The organism is Streptomyces sp. NBC_00659 (assembly GCF_036226925.1).
GTDB lineage: Bacteria > Actinomycetota > Actinomycetes > Streptomycetales > Streptomycetaceae > Streptomyces.
The window spans coordinates 1-17,255 of record NZ_CP109031.1 but is presented as its reverse complement, the minus strand read 5'-3'; the positions used below and the strand labels follow the sequence as shown (position 1 = coordinate 17,255).

The 17,255-nt window shown below is 69.3% G+C and carries 14 protein-coding genes and 1 riboswitch; of the genes, 7 read left to right on the top strand and 7 right to left on the bottom strand.

The annotated features are described in order from the left end of the window. Window positions 1-23: 23 nt before the first annotated feature. Window positions 24-659: a class I SAM-dependent methyltransferase gene (locus OG410_RS00070; protein WP_329297127.1), complete on the bottom strand. Its 636-nt coding sequence runs from the start codon at window positions 657-659 to the stop codon at window positions 24-26. 781 nt (window positions 660-1,440) lie between these two features. On the opposite strand from OG410_RS00070, the gene OG410_RS00065 reads away from it, so the two are divergent. The 6 genes from OG410_RS00065 (at window position 1,441) to OG410_RS00040 (ending at window position 7,634) form a co-directional block, all read left to right on the top strand. After that, entirely contained in the window at window positions 1,441-2,916 is a 1,476-nt protein-coding gene (locus OG410_RS00065; protein ID WP_329297126.1) for an NAD(P)/FAD-dependent oxidoreductase, read from the top strand. Window positions 2,917-2,920: 4 nt separating this feature from the next. Then, window positions 2,921-4,186, top strand: coding sequence for a cation:proton antiporter domain-containing protein (locus OG410_RS00060; RefSeq protein WP_329297125.1), 1,266 nt, complete (start codon window positions 2,921-2,923; stop codon window positions 4,184-4,186). 27 nt (window positions 4,187-4,213) lie between these two features. Further along, window positions 4,214-5,251: a 3-oxoacyl-ACP synthase III family protein gene (locus tag OG410_RS00055; RefSeq protein ID WP_329297124.1), complete on the top strand. Its 1,038-nt coding sequence runs from the start codon at window positions 4,214-4,216 to the stop codon at window positions 5,249-5,251. 285 nt (window positions 5,252-5,536) lie between these two features. Next, a complete protein-coding gene (locus tag OG410_RS00050; protein ID WP_329297123.1) occupies window positions 5,537-5,962 on the top strand; it encodes a nuclear transport factor 2 family protein in 426 nt (141 codons plus the stop codon). Window positions 5,963-6,287: 325 nt separating this feature from the next. After that, window positions 6,288-6,373, top strand: a riboswitch (ZMP/ZTP riboswitch). A gap of 21 nt (window positions 6,374-6,394) precedes the next feature. Further along, window positions 6,395-7,261 (top strand): bifunctional 5,10-methylenetetrahydrofolate dehydrogenase/5,10-methenyltetrahydrofolate cyclohydrolase, encoded by an 867-nt coding sequence (locus tag OG410_RS00045; RefSeq protein ID WP_329297122.1) that lies wholly within the window; start codon window positions 6,395-6,397, stop codon window positions 7,259-7,261. A gap of 169 nt (window positions 7,262-7,430) precedes the next feature. After that, complete coding sequence (locus tag OG410_RS00040) at window positions 7,431-7,634, top strand: hypothetical protein (protein ID WP_329297121.1); 204 nt, start codon at window positions 7,431-7,433, stop codon at window positions 7,632-7,634. 53 nt (window positions 7,635-7,687) lie between these two features. Here OG410_RS00040 and OG410_RS00035 read toward each other — a convergent pair whose 3' ends face one another. The 3 genes from OG410_RS00035 to OG410_RS00025 all read right to left on the bottom strand — a co-directional run bounded on the left by OG410_RS00035 (window position 7,688) and on the right by OG410_RS00025 (window position 10,416). Beyond that, complete coding sequence (locus tag OG410_RS00035; RefSeq protein ID WP_329297120.1) at window positions 7,688-8,155, bottom strand: hypothetical protein; 468 nt, start codon at window positions 8,153-8,155, stop codon at window positions 7,688-7,690. 79 nt (window positions 8,156-8,234) lie between these two features. Continuing rightward, window positions 8,235-9,353 carry a fatty acid desaturase family protein gene (locus OG410_RS00030; RefSeq protein WP_329297119.1) on the bottom strand — a complete coding sequence of 373 codons (1,119 nt, stop codon included), beginning with the start codon at window positions 9,351-9,353 and terminating at the stop codon, window positions 8,235-8,237. Between the two features lie 7 nt (window positions 9,354-9,360). Further along, on the bottom strand, window positions 9,361-10,416 hold the full coding sequence (locus tag OG410_RS00025; RefSeq protein ID WP_329297118.1) for a ferredoxin reductase: 1,056 nt from the start codon (window positions 10,414-10,416) through the stop codon (window positions 9,361-9,363). An 86-nt stretch (window positions 10,417-10,502) separates the two neighbouring features. Here OG410_RS00025 and OG410_RS00020 point away from each other — a divergent pair, with 86 nt between their 5' ends. Next, window positions 10,503-11,642 (top strand): PucR family transcriptional regulator, encoded by a 1,140-nt coding sequence (locus tag OG410_RS00020; protein ID WP_329297117.1) that lies wholly within the window; start codon window positions 10,503-10,505, stop codon window positions 11,640-11,642. A 437-nt stretch (window positions 11,643-12,079) separates the two neighbouring features. On the opposite strand, the gene OG410_RS00015 is transcribed toward OG410_RS00020, so the two are convergent. The 3 genes from OG410_RS00015 to OG410_RS00005 form a co-directional block, all read right to left on the bottom strand. Continuing rightward, entirely contained in the window at window positions 12,080-12,721 is a 642-nt protein-coding gene (locus tag OG410_RS00015) for a uridine kinase family protein (protein ID WP_329297116.1), read from the bottom strand. Between the two features lie 610 nt (window positions 12,722-13,331). Next, entirely contained in the window at window positions 13,332-14,126 is a 795-nt protein-coding gene (locus tag OG410_RS00010; protein ID WP_329297115.1) for a leucine-rich repeat domain-containing protein, read from the bottom strand. 142 nt (window positions 14,127-14,268) lie between these two features. Further along, complete coding sequence (locus OG410_RS00005; protein ID WP_329297114.1) at window positions 14,269-16,809, bottom strand: DEAD/DEAH box helicase; 2,541 nt, start codon at window positions 16,807-16,809, stop codon at window positions 14,269-14,271. Window positions 16,810-17,255: the final 446 nt, after the last annotated feature.

Below are 17,255 nucleotides of genomic sequence, written 5' to 3'. Positions count from 1 at the left end.
GGGCGGTGCCGGATGGCTTCCGATCACGGCTTGACGGCGCCGATCCCGTGGATGAACGGCAGCTTCGCCAGCCGGTCGAGCAGCTTCCACCGGTCCGCCCGCAGACCGGCCGCGCCGTACATGCGGGTCAGTTCCTCGCGGGTGTGCACCCGGTCGCGGCAGCGGGTCACCGCGAAGAACGGACGCAGCCAGCCGACCGCGTAGTGGTCGGCGATGAAAACGCGGCCGCCCGGCCTGAGCACCCGCTGGATCTCGGCGAGCCCCTCGTTGCGGCTGCGCCAGTGGTGGAAGCAGATCGTCGAGACGACCAGGTCGAACGACGCGTCCTCGAACGGCAGTTGCTCCGCCGCCCCGTGCACGAACGTCACGGGAAGCCCCTCGGGGACCTTCGCGCGTGCCGTCTCCACCATGCTCGGGGACACGTCCACGCCGGTCAGCTCGGCGTCCGGGAAGCGGATCCCGACGCGCCGCAGCAGCGCACCCGTCCCGCAGCCCACGTCGAGCACGTTCTGCGGCCGGACTCCCTGCTCGCCGACCCAGTCGACGAGCGACTGATGAATCCGGTCCCGGATCCGCTGAATTCGGCTGTCCTCATAGGTGGGGCCCCAGTTCTGGAACTGGGCCACATCACGGCTCTGCTTGAAAGATTGCTCGGTCACCTTGTCCCCTTGCCCTCAAGTCATGGACGATTACCAAGTTATGGAGGGCCCGTCCGTGCACCAACCCCTAAAACGAATTCCGGGGACATCCCGCAGCAAGGCAGGGGGCTCTAGGGGCCACCAGGAGTTGAATCCGGGTCCGTCCTGTGGCTCAATTCTCGTAGTGCCGATCAGGAATTCGGAGACCCGCCGGCGACGTTGGGCGGCGTCGGACCCCGCAGGTCCCGCGTTCGGCATTCCAGGGGCAGGCCCCGCGCATCCACCAGGATCCGCACCCGGAAGGCCCGCCCGGCGCACCCGGCCGCTCCCCCCTGCGGCCCACGCGCCAGGGCCCGTCTCCGGCGGGCCTGCCCCTGCATCCGCCCCCCTCGGCCCGCGTCCCGGCGCCACTCGAGCGGCCGGCTCCCGGCCGAGGCCCCACGGTGAGGAACCGCTCCGGGGACCGTGAGCCGATGGATCGGTCCACAACAGGCGAGCCCGGAGGGGCATTCCGCTGCTCCTTCGCCTCGGTGCCACAGCCTGTCCGCCCCCGGCACCCCGCCCCCCGGCACCCTGCCCGCGGCACAACGGCCGGGTCCGGGAAAACATCCGCAATCACAACGCAAGAAGAAACGGAATTCTCCGTTCTCGGCCGGCGGTCAAGGGCTCCTAGGGGGCGGTAGGGGTTGTGGCGGGGTCGGCCTGAATGGTTCGTTTTTCATGGCGAAAGCCACTCACCCCCACACGTGAATTCAACTCAGAACTCCTCTGGGCGATACGCCATACCAAGATTGGGTGCACTATGACGCGGAATGTACTGGTGATCGGTGGGGGCCCTGGTGGTTCCACCGCCGCCACCCTGCTGGCCCGGGCCGGTCTGTCGGTGACGCTGCTGGAGCGCGACACGTTCCCCAGGTACCACATCGGGGAGTCCATCGCCTCGTCCTGCCGGAGCATCCTGGACTTCGGCGGAGCTCTGGAGAAGGTCGAGGAACGCGGCTACACCGTCAAGACCGGCGTCCTGCTGCGCTGGGGCAAGGAGGAGGACTGGACGATCGACTGGTCCCAGCTGTTCGGACCCGACGTGCGGTCGTGGCAGGTCGACCGTGACGACTTCGACAAGGTGCTGCTCGACCACGCCAAGGAGCAGGGCGTCGAGGTGATCGAGGGCGCGTCCGTCAAGCGCGTCCTGTTCGACGGCGAGCGCGCCGTCGCCGCCGAGTGGACACACCCCGACGACCGCAAGAGCGTGCGCAAGACGGAGTTCGACTTCGTCGTGGACGCCTCCGGCCGGTCCGGCGTGATCGCCGGACAGCACTTCAAGAACCGCCGCCCGCACGAGGTCTTCCGCAACGTCGCCATCTGGGGCTACTGGGAGGGCGGCAAGCTGCTGCCCAACACCCCTTCCGGCGGCATCAACGTCGTCTCCTCCCCCGACGGCTGGTACTGGATCATCCCGCTGCGCGACAACCGCTTCAGCGTCGGCTTCGTCTCCCACCAGACCCGCTTCCTGGAGCGGCGCGGGGACTACGAGTCCACCGAGCAGATGCTGCTGTCCCTCGTCGGCGAGTCCGACACCGTCCGCGAGCAGCTGGCCGACGCGAAGTTCCTGCAGGGCGAGGTACGCGTCGAGCAGGACTTCTCCTACGTCGCCGACAGCTTCTGCGGCCCCGGCCACTTCATCGTCGGTGACGCCGCCTGCTTCCTGGACCCGCTGCTGTCCACCGGCGTTCACCTGGCGATGTACAGCGGCATGCTGTCCGCCGCCTCCATCCTCGCGACCGTCAACGGCGACGTCGAGGAGAAGGAGGCGCTCGGCTTCTACGAGGTGCTGTTCCGCAACGCCTACCAGCGCCTGTTCACCCTCGTCTCCGGCGTGTACCAGCAGTACATGGGCAAGGACACCTACTTCGGACTCGCGCAGAGCCTGGTGCGCGAGACACAGGACGCCCCCGCCCCGCACAGCGACAACAACGACGCCGCCTTCGGCGAACTCGTCGCGGGCGTCACCGACCTGCGCGAGGCCAGCAGCCAGGCCGGCCTGGGCACCGCACCCATCCAGACCGTCATCGACGACGCCGCAGAGCTCGACGGCACCCCGGTGGGCGAACTGCTCACCGCGGCCGAGCAGGCGAGGCAGCAGGCCATCACCGCCAGCCCCAACAGCCCGCTGTCCATGGCCCCGATGAAGATGGACGCGAACGACCTCTACGACGCGGCCACCGGCCTGTACCTCACCACCACCCCGACCCTCGGCATCCGGCGAGCCGGAGCCTGATCCCGTGAACGCACACCAGATATCGATACTGCTCTTCGGCCTGGCGGCCATCGTGCTCCTGGCACGGCTGCTCGGCACGGTGGCCCGGCGGCTGGACCAGCCGCCGGTCATCGGCGAGGTCCTGGCCGGCATCCTGATGGGACCGACACTGTTCGGCGGCGCGATCTCCGGGCATCTCTTCCCCACCGATGTCCGGCCCTTCCTCAGCGCCCTGGCCACCGTCGGCGTCGCCGTCTTCATGTTCATCGTCGGCCTCGAATGGGACCAGAGCCTGATCCGCGGCTCGGGAGGCCTGGCGGTCACCGTGTCCCTGAGCTCCATCCTGCTGCCGTTCGGCCTCGGCGCGATCCTGGCCTGGTCCTTCATGGACGAGTACGGAACCGGTGACAGGACCGCGTTCGTGCTCTTCATGGGCATCTCCATGTCGATCACCGCGTTCCCCGTGCTGGCCCGCATCCTCACCGAACGGAGCCTGGACCGCACCCCGCTGGGTGCCGTGGCGCTGGCCTGCGCCTCCATCGACGACGTCCTGGCCTGGTCCGTGCTGGCCGGCGTGGTCGCCCTCGCCGGATCGGCCGGCCCGGACCAGTGGCGGATCCTGCTCGCGGTGCCCTACGTCCTGGGCATGCTCTTCGTGATACGGCCGCTGCTGCGCCGCGTCACGGAACGCGGCGACGGCCCGCGGCTGAACCAGACCTGGCTCGCGTGCATCCTCGCCGGCCTGCTGGTGTCCGCCGCCGCCACGGAGTGGATGGGGCTGCACTTCATCTTCGGCGCCTTCCTGTTCGGCGTGGTCATCCCCCGGGAGCGGACCGAACACCTGCGGACCCAGATCCACGAACGCATCGGGCAGCTGAGCAGCGTGCTGCTCCTGCCGGTCTTCTTCCTCGTCGCCGGCCTCCAGGTCGACCTGTCCGGGATCGGCGCGGACGGGCTCGGCGACCTGGCCCTGATCCTCCTGGTGGCCATCGGCGGCAAGTTCACGGGCGCGTTCTTCGCGGCCCGCGCGCACAGGATGCCGGCCCGTCAGGCCGCGGCGCTGGCCACCCTCATGAACACCCGCGGCCTCACCGAACTCGTCGTACTGAGCATCGGCCTGCACATGAAGATCATCGGAGCGGAGCTGTACTCGCTCATGGTGGTGATGGCTGTGGTGACGACAGCGATGGCGGGACCACTGCTGCGCTGGATCATGCCCCGGCGGTTCGTCGAGGCGGAGACCACCCCCCGGCACAGCCCGCCGCAGCAGGCCGTGAGCAGCAGGCCGTGAGCGGCAGAGCGTGAGGAGAGAGAAGAGATGACTCACCGAGACGACTGCCGGTGCGGGTGCGCCCTCGCGTCCTGGGCCGCCGACAGCGGCCCCGCGGCCCCCGCGGGCGGAATCCTCGGCTGCGGCGCGTATCTGCCGGAGCGGGTGGTCGACAACGTGGAGGCCGCCGCCTCGGCGGGTGTCACCCCGCAGTGGATCGAGACCAGGACCGGGATCCTTGCCCGGCGCTACGCGCACCCGGACCAGGCAGCCTCGGATCTTGCGGAACGGGCCGCCCGCGCCGCCCTGCGCGACGCCGGCCTGGGCGCCGACCAGCTCTCCCTGGTCGTCGTGGCCACCTCCACCCCGGACTTCCCGCAGCCGCCGACGGCCTGTCTGCTGCAGGACCGGATCGGGGCACGGCACGCCGCGGCCTTCGACATCAACGCGGTGTGCAGCGGCTTCGTCTACGCGCTGGAGGCCGCCCGCCGCATGGTGCCGCCGGGCGGGCACGCCCTGGTGGTGGGCGTGGACATCTACTCCCGGATCATCGACCCGGCCGACCGGCGCACCGTCTCCCTGTTCGGTGACGGCGCCGGCGCGGTGGTCGTCGGCCCGGTCACCGAGGGCCGGGGAGTCGTCGCCACGCGGCTGGCCAGCCACGGCGAGTACCACGACCTGATCAAGGTCCCGGCGGGCGGCAGCCGCATGCCCGCCTCCAAGGAGACCCTCCAGGACGGACTGCACTACTTCACCATGGACGGCTACGGGGTGAAGACCTTCGTCAGGGACCATCTGCCCGGCGCCGTCCACCGCTTCCTCTCCGCCACCGGCGTCGCCCCCACGGCGATACGCCACTTCGTCCCCCACCAGGCGAACGGCCGGATGATCGACGCCCTGCTGCCGGAACTGAACCTGCCGAACGCCACCGTCCACCGCACCCTGCGCCACTACGGCAACACCGGCGCCGCATCCGTTCCCGTCACCCTCGCCGCAGCCCGCGACCACCTCACCCCGGGCGACCTCGTCCTCCTCGCGGGTTTCGGCGGCGGCATGACCACGGGGCTGACGCTGCTGCGCTGGTGACGGACGGTCGGTTCGTCACCGGCCGGGAGCGGATACCGTGAGGGACGACAGCGAGCCCGCCGGCGAAACGCTCACCGGCGCCGCCGCGCGCCGCCACCGTCCGGGCGTTCCGCTCCTCCCCGCACGAACGGAACCTTCGACAGCACCGAGGCGTACGAAAACCCCCGGGCCGCACCGGTATCGACCCTTCCGCCGCACCTTCGTCCGAGTTTGCCCCACCGCCCGAACCGCTCTACGCTGCTCCGTAGTCAAACTTGATCAGTACAGTTGCCTCCGGGAGCCCGCGTGACCCTGCCCGAGACCGGCTACACCCCCACCGCCGAGGAACGCGCAAGCCTGGACGCCTGGTTCCAGGAGTACGACGCCCACTGCACCAAGGCGGACGTCGAGCGGATGGCGGACATGGCCGTCTTCCCCCTCAACCTGATCAGCGACGACTCCGCGGGCGACGGCAGGTCGGCTCAGTGGAACCGCGGCCGGTTCATCGACACCATGACCCACGTCATGGGGGACGGCACCGCGGACATCACCTTCGACAACACCCGCACCCCCGTCTTCCTCTCCCCGTCCATGGCCGTGGTCTTCACCCACTCCACCGTCACCACGGCCGACCGGACCCACGACATGACGTACGCCGACATCCTGATCCGCAAAGCCGGCACCTGGGCCTTCCAGACCATGATCCAGTCAGGCTGGGGCGACAACCTCTGACCGCCCCGCGAGCCGGCGGCAGGCAGGCACCCCGCGCGGGCAGCCGGGCCCGTCCGCCCCGATCGGCCCGACACGGACGGCCTGCCGACCGAGGAACCCGCTCCGGCCGTTCGGAAACCGGCACCCGCGCGTCAAGCGCGCCGCCACACAGGTGTCCGGCTCCGGAACGCTCGAGCAGGCTTCCCGCAACGTCGATACACGCTGGGAATACGGCCAGGACTGCACCAACTCGTACCACGGCGGCGGCACGAAGACCCGCCACGGCGGGCGCCGGCGCGACCGCGCCTGGCTGACCGGTGTGAGCATGCTGCGTCTACTACAGTGCGGCGTGGGCTGTGACTGGCGCTGAGGTGGAGCACCACCGGGGAGCGGTCTGACGAGACGTCATTGCCGTGCGCCTGGGCGAGTGGTCGGCAATGCCTGGAGGCAACGATGTCCGCGACTCGGACGGCCCAACTCATGGACGGCACCAACCTCGCCAAACGCATCATCGAAGAGGCTGCTGCCAAGGCGGCAGAGATCTCACGGCGTGGGGGAACCAGTCCCTGTCTCGCGACGGTGCTGGTGGGGGAGGACCCCGCGTCGGCCACCTATGTCCGCATGAAACGGGCGCGGTGCGCGAAGGCGGGCATCCAGTCCCGGCACATCGCTTTGCCCGCCACCACCACGACCGCCGAACTGATCGACACCCTCGCCGGCCTGTCCGGCGATCCGGACGTGCACGGCATCCTGCTCCAGCACCCTTGCGGACCGCACATCGACGAGCGAGCCGCGTTCGAGGCCATCGCCCCGGAGAAGGACGTCGACGGGGTCACGATGCATTCGTTCGCCGCGATGAGCTTCGCGCTGCCGGGCTTCGCGTCCTGCACTCCAGGCGGAATCATGCGACTGCTGGAGGCGTACGACGTCGACCTCGCCGGCAAGCACGCCGTCGTGGTGGGCCGCAGCCCGATTCTCGGCAAGCCGGCCGGGATGCTCCTGCTCGCCAAGAACGCAACGGTGACGTACTGCCACTCCCGCACGGCGGACCTGTCGGCGATCGTCCGGGAAGCAGACGTCCTGGTAGCGGCCGTGGGACGGCCCCGGCTGATCCGGGGTGAGGACATCAAGCCCGGCGCGGTGGTGATCGACGCCGGATACAACCCGGGCAACGTCGGCGACGTGGACTTCGACACCGCCCGCACCCGCGCCTGTCTGATCACTCCGGTGCCCGGCGGCGTCGGGCCGATGACCATCGCCGTCCTGCTGGCGCAGACCGTGGACGCCGCCGCGAACCAGCTCGGAATCCAGCACCAATGACCTCCTGACCAGCAGCCCCTTGGCACCAGGCCAGAAGGGTCCCCGCTCGGAATGGGAGACCTCGTAATCGGGCCGGCCGGCAGTTCGTTCTCTGACAGCGGCTCGCCACCCGTGAGGGCGGTGAGCCGCCGAGGACGCGGCTCCGCAGAGTGCCAGCCGGCCTTGGCGGATGCCTCGGCTCGCGCTCGGGTGCCGGTACGAAGGGACTGCTGAGCACTACTGCGACCCGGAGGCAAGAGAGTTCGACTTCTCCGCGAAGCCGATCCCGGGCGACGACAACCAGGCGGGCGGCAGCATCCTGAAGAGCTTCTACGCCAAGAACCGCATCATCGGCGGAATGGACGACGGCTTCATCGTGAAGATCGTCACCTGACCTGTGCTGCGGCGGGAGCGGCCCTGGCACCGGCCGCTCCCGCCGCAGCCGGTTCACGATGTGACGGGCCAGAACTGCACGAGGTAGCGCTCCACACCGTGGCCGGTGCCCTCGCCCTCCGACAGGGCTGCGGCCTCGGCCCGGCCTGCACAGTGGACACGGACGTGCCACGAACCACCGGAATCCGCCAGCGTGATCAGGTCGTCCATCCGGCCCGTGTACATGGACCACACGGCTACCTGACCACTGGCCGACTCGAAGTCGGCCTCGGCCCTCTCGTCCCAGCCGGCCCGCTCCTGCTGGGACGGAGGCCCGTCCCACACTTCGACGCTGACCGCGGCGGTGTGGGTATGGCCACCACTGGTGATGTCCAGACGTCCCGGGTGAGTGCCGAGGAACGCACGCCGGTTGAAGTCGTCCGGGAAGGGAACCGGCAGATCCGCGTCATCGGACTCCTGCAACCCGAAGGCATGAAAGCCGACATACGCATGCACATCCTGCTGCCGCACAAGCTCTGCCATGAGCTCCCCCTCGACAACGGATCTCACCGAAACCGGCGATGCCGCCGGTACGGCCGGGAGATCCGAACCGATACCGGGATCAGGCGGCGACGAGCTCCTGCTCGCGGTCCGGCGTTTTGACCTTGGGCTTCTTGTTCGGCAGCGAGAGCCGGAAGACCTTGTGCCACGCGGAGAACACCTGCTTGGGCAGCGGGCCGGTGACGTACTCCAGCTCGTACTTCTCGAACAGCGCACGCACCTTCACCGCGACCTCGGCGTACCGGTTGCTCGGCAGGTCCGGGAACAGGTGGTGCTCGATCTGGTGCGACAGGTTGCCGGTCATGAAGTGCATGGCCCTGCTGCCGCTGATGTTCGCCGAGCCCATCATCTGGCGCAGGTACCACCGGCCGCGCGTCTCGCCCCTGATCGACCGGCGCTCGAAGACCTGTACGCCCTCGGGGAAGTGCCCGCACATGATCACCGAGTGGGTCCAGATGTTGCGGACCAGGTTCGCGGTGAACGTGGCGGCGAGCGTGGGGAGGAACGACGGGCCCGACAGCAGCGGGTGGATCACGTAGTCCTTGAGCACCTGCTTGCGGATCTTGCGGCCCACGGCCTTGGCCCGCGCGCGGAACTCCGGGCTCTTGCGGCGGCGCTTGTGCAGGTTCTTGCCGAGCTCCAGGTCGTACGCTGCGATGCCGTACTCGAAGAAGCAGGCGTTGATGAAGTTCCACAGCGGCTGGCCGAGGTGGAACGGGTGCCACCTCTGGTCCTCGTCGACGCGCATGATGCCGTAGCCGAGGTCGTTGTCCTTGCCGATCACGTTGGTGTACGTGTGGTGCAGCTCGTTGTGCGAGTGCTTCCACTGCTCGGACGGCGAGACGTGATCCCACTCCCAGGTGGTGGAGTGAATCTTCGGGTCCCGCATCCAGTCCCACTGGCCGTGCAGGACGTTGTGGCCGATCTCCATGTTGTCCATGATCTTCGCCACGGACAGCCCGGCGGTGCCGAGCAGCCACGCGGGCGGGAAGATCGAGAACAGCAGCACGCCCCTGCTGACCAGCTCGAGCCTGCGCTGCGCCGAGATGACCTTACGGATGTAGGCGGCGTCCTTCTCGCCGCGGCCGGCGATCACCTCGTCGCGGATCGCGTCCAGCTCGCGGCCCAGCTCCTCGATCTGCTCCGCGGTCAGGTGGGCGGTGGGGTCGATGGCGGTCAAGGTGCTCCTACCGTTCGATGTCGCAGGGGCCCGCCGCGGCGGACACGCAGGTCTGGATGAGGACGCCCGGCTCGGCCTCGGTGATCTCGCCGGTGCGCAGGTCGCGGACGGCGCCCGCCTTGAGCGGCGTGACGCAGCCGAAGCAGATGCCCATGCGGCACCCGGAGGGCATGAGCACGCCGGCCTCCTCGCCGATGTCCAGCAACGGCGTGGCGCCGTCCGCGTCGACGGTCCTGCCGGTGGCGCTGAACGTGACCTCGCCGCCGTCGCCGGCGACGACGATGCCGGGGCGGAAACGTTCGGTGTGCAGGCGCTCCTGGACGCCGTGCTCGCTCCAGTGCTCTTCGGCGGCGTCGAGCAGGCCCGCGGGCCCGCAGGCCCAGGTCTCGCGCTCGGCCCAGTCGGGCACGAGTTCGCCGAGACGGGCGATGTCGAGCATGCCGTCCGTGTCGGTGTGCACCTCGGTGAGCCGCAGCTTCTTGTCCGCGACCAGGCCGTGCAGCTCGTCGCGGAAGATCACGTCCTGCGGCTGCGGCGCGCAGTGGACCATGACGACGTCGTCGAACTCGATATCGCGCAGCATGCCCATCACGGGCGTGATGCCGCTGCCGGCCGTCAGGTAGAGCACCTTGGCGGGCTTGGCCTGCGGCAGCACGAAGTCACCGGTCGGCTGGTCGAGCTGGATCAGCGTGCCCGGTTTCGCCCTGCGGACCAGGTGGTTGCTGACCTTGCCGTCCGGGATCGCCTTCACGGTGATCGTGACGCGGCCGTCCTGGCGGTCTGTCGGCGAGGTGATGGAGTAGGCACGCCACAGGCGCACCCCCTCGACGTCGACCCCGATCCGCACGTACTGACCGGCCGTGTGGCCGCGCCAGCCCCGTCCCGGCCTGATCACGACAGTCGCGGCGTCCCCCGTCTCGGGGTGCACGGCCTCGATGCGCCCACGCAGGTCAGCACCCGCACGCAGCGGGCTGACCAGGTCGAGGTAGTCCGACGGCAGCAGCGGCGTCGTGACCATCTCCAGCACTTTCCACGCCCTGCTGCGAAGGGCTGCACTCGTCATGACCCCAGCTTGCTGCGCCTCAAGGCGTAAAGTCCTGACCGCAGGACGTAAATCTGGTCGACTGAATTGTTCGCAGGGAACAAAACGTGAGCCATGCAATTCGGAGGGCCGGCGAACTGGCCCTGGACGAGACGACGGTCACCGCACTTCGGGCCGCGCTGAAGACCACCGCCGACGAGGTCGTCCAGGCGATCATCGACGAGGTCCCTCCCTACGCAAACGCCCTTGCGGGCCACATGGGCGCCACCATCCGCCGAGCCGTCCGCACCGCCCTGGGGCACTACCTGGACCGCGCGAGCGGGAACGCCACAGGCGGCGACGCCGGTGACGCAGCCTACGAACTGGGCCGCGGCGAGGTGCGCGACGGCCGTTCGATGGACGCCCTGCTCAGCGCCTACCGCGTCGGCGCCCGCGTGGCCTGGCGATGCCTGGCAGCGGGTGCCGTACCCGCAGGTCTGCCCGCCGCCGAGGTCGCCAAGTTCGCCGAGCTGACCTTCGCCTACATCGACGAGCTCTCCGCCGCGAGCGCCGCGGGCCACGCCGACGAACTGGCCGCCCGGGGCAGGGACCACGAGCGCCACCTGGAACACCTGGCCCGCGACCTCCTCGCCGGCGCGAGCCCGGACGTGCTGCTGGCCTCTGTCCAACGGGCCGGGTGGCAGCCTCCGGTTTCACTGACCGCGGTCCTGCTGCCCGCCGCCCAGGCCCGGCCTGCCTACCGCGCGCTCGACCCGGGCACCCTCGTCCTCGACGATCTGCCGGACGCCACCGGTGTGCTGCTCGTCCCCGATGCCGACCGATCACATCTCCTGCGGCAGCTGACCGACCGCACCGCCGTGGCCGGCCCGGCCCGGCCATGGACTCGTGCGTCCGCCTCGTACGCACGAGCCGTACGCGCGCGCTCCCTCTCCTCTGACATTCGCGACACCGAGGACCACCTGCCCGAGCTGGTGCTGAGCGCCGACATGGACGCGTTCGCAGACCTGCGCGCCCGAGCCCTCGCACCGTTGCGGACCCTGCCTGTCGCGACCGCACAGCGGCTGGAGGAGACATTGCGGGCGTGGCTGCTGCACCAGGGCAGGCGGGACGAGGTGGCGGCGGCGTTGTTCGTCCATCCCCAGACAGTCCGGTACCGGATGTCGCAGCTGCGGGAGCTGTTTCCCGATCTCGCATCGCCACACCGGGTCCTTGAACTGACGCTGGCGGTCGGTCTTCGGGCCGGCTGACGCGTACTTCGGCCGTCCACGACCGCGTCCGCGAGCGGTCCAGGAATCGTGCCTCGTTCCCGGTGCCATCAGCCGGCTCGTACGGCCCGGGGAAGAGCGGTATGAACCAGCTGAGACCGGGAGGGGCGGGGGATGCCTCTATGCCCTTCATCAAGGCTGAGTGGTCTGCGGTGGCTGTTCCGGTGGTGCGCGGTTCGTAGAAGGTGCCGTCGCGGAGCGTTCCGAAGCGCACCCCCATGCGGTGCCGGGCGAAGCGGACGAGAGCCTGGATGCGGGCCTTCCCCCGATCCCGCCATATGCCGCCCCTGCAGTTCGCCTGGCCGCAGGTGAACCGGGATCGGTCGTGATCCACCTGAGAGCCCGCCGGAGCTTGGGCTGTGTCGCCGGAAGCATGATCACGCGGAGTCCCTCGCCGGGGCCGGTGCCCCCGGGGCACGTCACAGCGCGAACACCGGGACCCCGGGAGTACGGGTCACACCGCACACCCCCCGTGCCCGCGAGGGCGCCGCAGGCGGCGGCGCGAGGACCGGCCCGATCAGCGGCATGACGGCCGCCAGCATCTCCGCCTCGCTCGCGGTCCCGTCCACGACCAGATCGGCCGCTGCCCGGGAGGGCGCGACATGGGCTGCGTGGCGGTCCCTGCCGGTCTGCAGATAGTTGCGCAGGGACAGCCGGGGGTCCTGCCGCTGCACCTCGATCTTCCGGAGGATCTTGCGGGCCAGGCGTATGTCGTCGGGGGTGTCGACATACACCCGCCACGCCGCCCGCCGGACCACGGACGGCAGCGACAGCGCGAACAGGCCCTCGACCACCACCAGCAGCACGCCGGGGCGCAACAGCGCCGCGTCGACGGCGTGTGCCACCGCCGTCTCGTCGATCGACCCCGGATGGTTCCAGTCGAGGACGGCGTGCCCGTCGGCACTGACCGTCCACACACCCCTCAAGGGGTCGTGCGCGGGCACGTAGTAGTCGTCCAGATGGACCAGCGCCACGCTCTCGGGCCACTGCAGCGACAGGGCTTCGGCAAGGGTGGACTTGCCGGATGCGGTGCCGCCTGCGACCGCCAGTACACCCGTCATACCGGGCGCTCCTCATGTGCTCAAAGGGGATAGACGAAGCGGCCGGACAAGCCGGGTGCAGGGAATGTACGGCGGGGTGATCGCCCATGGCAAGCAGGGAAACGAGGCCGGTTCAGCGGAGGCCCGGGGCCGCGACCTTCGGTCGACCTGCGCACCGGTCTCGACGATGCCGCGGACCTTCAGCGTGGCGTAACGGCCCTTGGGCGCGGGCGTGACATCGACGCGCGGGAACGAGTAGTCATGCACCTGACCCGACGCCTGCTCACCACGGCGGCCGCCGTCACCACCGCCCTCGCGACCACCCTGTCCGCCGCTCCGCCGACCGCTGCCGCTGCCGCACCGTGCACGTCGACCTGGCGGGCCGTCCAGAAGGTGGCCGTGCGCAGGCCGGCGCGGAACGAGGAACCGGTCGCGACAACCTCCCCAGGCGCCCGGGCGGCAGCCGCGGAACACGTCGATCAACTTGCTGGGCCTGCACCGTGTCACCTTGGCCGTCGACGACACCCTCGCCCGCCTGCACACCCACCGCGCCGACCCCCAGCGAGGTGGCGCAGTACGAAGACAGCCACCAGCTCTGCTTCGCCAGGACTCGGGGCCCGGCTGACGACGGTCAACGCGACGGAGGCTGTTCGATCGCGCCGCCACGATGAGCTGTAGGGATGTAGCCCTTTGGCCCGGGTGGCAGAGCGTCGAGGCACGCCTGGGAGCAGGCGTTGACCAATAGCGGCAGGACGTCGGTCGCCACCACCTGGGAGAGCCAAGCCTGGTGAGGGCCTGTCACCGAGATCGGCCCGGTGCAGACACTGCAGGTGCGGGCGGCGGTGCTGCCCCAGCGGAAGGGAGCCAGACTGCCGAGGTCCAGGACGGCATCGCCGGGCGGGAGGAGCCGCGGGAAGGGCGGCCGGTGCTTGTAGTTGCCGTAGATCGAGCGCGTGCTCACCGTGCTGCGCGCAAGCCGAGCGCACCGCGTGATTTCGTACGGGAACCAGTGCAGCCGTCGCGAAGTGTATGGACTGAACTGCTCCAGGCTCGTCATGTCGCCGATCTCTGGAGGTATCCGGACGAGGTTGCTTCCGTACAGCACGAGGGTCCGTACCGCCGTCAACCGTCCGATCGCCTTCGGCAGCGTCACGATCTGCCGCCGCTCCTCAGGGCTCAGCTCCGGCAGCGGGCGGAATTCCTCCCGTCTGTCGGCCGCCGCCTCTTCGATCAGCTCCAGCAACCGGAGCCAGCCCGGAGCACTGGTGTCCTGGATCTCGGCGTGGAAGGACGCCACCGCGCCGGGGGAACTCACCCGAACCTGGCTGAAGCAGTCGCAGCTGTCCTGCGGCACCCCGGACCGGGAGTCCACCGCCTCGGGAAAGTGGTTCGGGAAGACCTGCGCAGGTAGTTGTTCGTCCGTCATGGCGTAACGATAGGGACGCGGCGTCCGGTACGGCACCATCCGGAAACCAGCGGACGCAAACGACCCTTGGCAGGTGAAGGCTCCCTGGCCAGGGCTGGCGGACGCGGACAGATGCGCTGGACCGCGCACCACCTCGCGACTGTCACCAGCGCATACCGAGCGCATCGAGCTCCGCTCGGCGTTCCGGGGTGAGTTTGTCTGCCCTTCTGCGGGTGTTGTCGAGCCATCCTCCGAGCCGGACAGACGTTCTGCTCTCGCTGTCCTCTCCGGCCAGTTCTTCGATGTGTTTTCTCGGGACGTTCAGGTGGCCTTCGCGGGCACGGTATCGGCGGGCGGCGGTGAGATGGATAGCCCACCGGTCTGCTTGTGTCCTCCGTGTCGGCTGCGCCGCGGCTTCTTCTGGTGTGAGCGGTTCCAGTCCGAGGACGCTGTCGAGGAGCCACTGCTGCACCGGTGTCAGTTTCTCCCACCCCGCCCGCTGCGCCCGACTCCAGGCTCCGAGGTCCTCGCCCTGCATGATCACCTCACCCGCAGCTCCAGACAGCGCCCCGCCGGCCCGGACATGCACGAGCGTCAATGCGAAGCAGCGTTGCCAGTCGATACTCCAGGCGGGGCACCAGCCCGGGTCGATCGCGTCCAGCGCGTCCATACGGCTCTCGGAGAGCTCGCCTGTGTAGGGCACGCCTGTTTCCCCGGCGGCGCGCCGTTCGGCGTTTACACGGGTCTTGCGGGCGGCTGCGCGCTGGTTCTTGGCCCAGGTCCCGATGGCCAGACCACCCTCACCGCTACCGCCGCCCCAGACGGCATTGGTGGGTGGGAGGAAGTGCCCGTGGACGGCCGCGTAGTCCTTCGCCACAGCGAGGCCGTCGGCCCAGGCGGTGTCCCACGCCGACCACACCATCCCGAGCGCCTCGAGCTCCACGACACGCTTGGCCTCCAGCGTGCCGGCCGCGTAGTAGCGCCGCACGTCTGCCAGCCAGCGCCCCAGCGGAAACCCGCTAACCGCCCCCCAGTCCTCCGGCGCCTCAAAAACGTAGGGCACCCGCAGCTCGACGTTGCCGCTCTCGCGCAGCCATCGCGTCGCGGCCTCGATACCACGCCGCCAGTACGCTCCCTCGGGGTCGATGATCCGTAGCCGGATGAACTGCGTCAGCGCGAACGGATCCCGCTCCTCACTGAACCGCAACACCCCAGCCGCCGCTCCACTCACCCGCCGCAACTCCTGACCCCGCCCCTCGCCCTCGCCCTCGCCCTCGCCTTCGAACTCGCCCTCCGCACCGTCCTGTTCGATACCGGGACGACTGTTGCGGATACGGGGATCGGCGAGTGCCTCGATCGTCTCCGCATCGTGCGCCCGCAGCGCCCCGAGGACCTTCGTGAGGGTGCCCAGCGAGTTCGAGGTCAGCATGTCGTTCGGATCCTCGTCCGGCCCGAGGAATACCGGAACGATCAGCGTGGCCAGTTTCCCCGTCCCGGGATACATGCGCAGCGCCCGTCCGACCATCTGCACAATATCGGTCATCGACCCGCGCGCATCCGCGAAAAGCACAGCATCACACTCAGCCGTATCGACACCTTCCCCAAGAACCCGAACGGAACTCAACACACGCAATGCGGCCTGAATATCCCGACCCTCGAATTCAGGCCCTCCGAGAAAATCGGAGGCGAATTCATCCAGTACCCGGCGGCGGTGGAGGGGAGCGTGCTCGCCGTACAGCCAGTCCGCCCACACCCGCTCCGCAGCAGGGAACATGCCCGGGTCGTCCTCGGCGAGCCGGGCCGCGACAGCCGGCACCCCGACCGCCATCGCCTCCGCCTCACCCACCCGACTGTGAAACGCCAGCACCCGCCTAAACCGCTCCTCCACGGCTGCGCGCATCAACCCGGCCTGAACGGCGGCCAGCCGTGCCCCGCGCACGGCCACAGACCCGGTGTCCTCACTGGTCAGAGCGGCGTAGAGGTCGGGATCGCGGATGTCGAGACACAGCACCTGATACGGCGCCACCAGCCCCAGCCGGATCGCCTCCGAAAGTCGCAGCTTGTAGGCCACCGGCCCGAACACGGGAGAGTCCTCCTCCATGCTCGCCACCAGCCGCGGCCTGTCACCCTCCGCCTCCCAGACACGCGCCGTCGCGGTCATGTAGAGCCGCCGCACCGCCGGAATCAGCCGATGGTCATGCACTGCCGCCCACGGCCGGCCCGCATCCCCACTGACCCGGTGCGCCTCGTCCAGGACCATCAGGTCCCAGACCGGCAGGCCGGCCTCGTGTGCCCGCTGGAGAATCCCGAGCCCGACCGACGCGTAGGTGGCGAACACCGTCACGGTCTCCAACTCCGACACCCAGACGGTCAGTTCCGCAGAGTCGGTCGTACAGGGCATGCCCTCGCTCTCCTCGGCCCGCAGCGAGCACACACCGACCATGGCACCCCTACGGCCGCCCCGCCGCCACGCCGAAGCCTGCTGCAGCAGCAGATCCAGGGTCGGCACCAGCACCAGCGTCCTACGGGCGGAAAGACGGACCGCGGTTTCCACACTCATCAAGGTCTTGCCAGACCCCGTACAAGCAATGACCTGTGTCCTCAACCCCTCCGCGGGCATACGGCCACCAGGCGGATCCGACAGAGCCTGGAGAATCGAATCAACGGCCTCCACCTGATGCGGACGCAACGTCACGATCGCCATGAGAATCTCTTCTCCCGCTCTCGTACGGAGCGAATTCGAGGGTCATTCAAGACAGGAAGACAAGAAATCAGGAGACCGATTCACTCTCTATGGTTCGACCCGTTCTCATCTGGAGGGGTACCTATCCAGCATCCCAGAACATATCTGTAGAGCCAAAGTGACGCACACGCGATGTCCGAAAATGGTGACATGTGATCGACCATCCAGGAAGTCAGTACCGAGACCGTAGAGACCCAGCCCCTGCAACTGCCGTTTTTCTGACGCGCCCGGAGGGCACGTCAGCTCCCGTGCCTGGACTGCGGAGCAGGCTTGGCACGGGGTGTGATCCGGCGTCAGCCGGATCCCGTCCGATCGCGGAGCGATCGGACGGCGGCGGAACGGAGTTCCGCCTTCCCGCGCGGAGCGCGGGGGAGCGTCGCGTAGCGACGCCGCGTCACGTCTGCGGG

Excerpts from the sequence above, each read along its gene's own strand:
- OG410_RS00010 (WP_329297115.1), bottom strand. The coding sequence starts at position 14,126 with ATGACGGACGAACAACTACCTGCGCAGGTCTTCCCGAACCACTTTCCC.
- OG410_RS00025 (WP_329297118.1), bottom strand. The coding sequence starts at position 10,416 with ATGACGAGTGCAGCCCTTCGCAGCAGGGCGTGGAAAGTGCTGGAGATG.
- OG410_RS00005 (WP_329297114.1), bottom strand. The coding sequence starts at position 16,809 with ATGGCGATCGTGACGTTGCGTCCGCATCAGGTGGAGGCCGTTGATTCG.
- OG410_RS00055 (WP_329297124.1), top strand. The coding sequence starts at position 4,214 with ATGACTCACCGAGACGACTGCCGGTGCGGGTGCGCCCTCGCGTCCTGG.
- OG410_RS00045 (WP_329297122.1), top strand. The coding sequence starts at position 6,395 with ATGTCCGCGACTCGGACGGCCCAACTCATGGACGGCACCAACCTCGCC.
- OG410_RS00040 (WP_329297121.1), top strand. The coding sequence starts at position 7,431 with ATGCCTCGGCTCGCGCTCGGGTGCCGGTACGAAGGGACTGCTGAGCAC.
- OG410_RS00035 (WP_329297120.1), bottom strand. The coding sequence starts at position 8,155 with ATGGCAGAGCTTGTGCGGCAGCAGGATGTGCATGCGTATGTCGGCTTT.
- OG410_RS00015 (WP_329297116.1), bottom strand. The coding sequence starts at position 12,721 with ATGACGGGTGTACTGGCGGTCGCAGGCGGCACCGCATCCGGCAAGTCC.
- OG410_RS00065 (WP_329297126.1), top strand. The coding sequence starts at position 1,441 with ATGACGCGGAATGTACTGGTGATCGGTGGGGGCCCTGGTGGTTCCACC.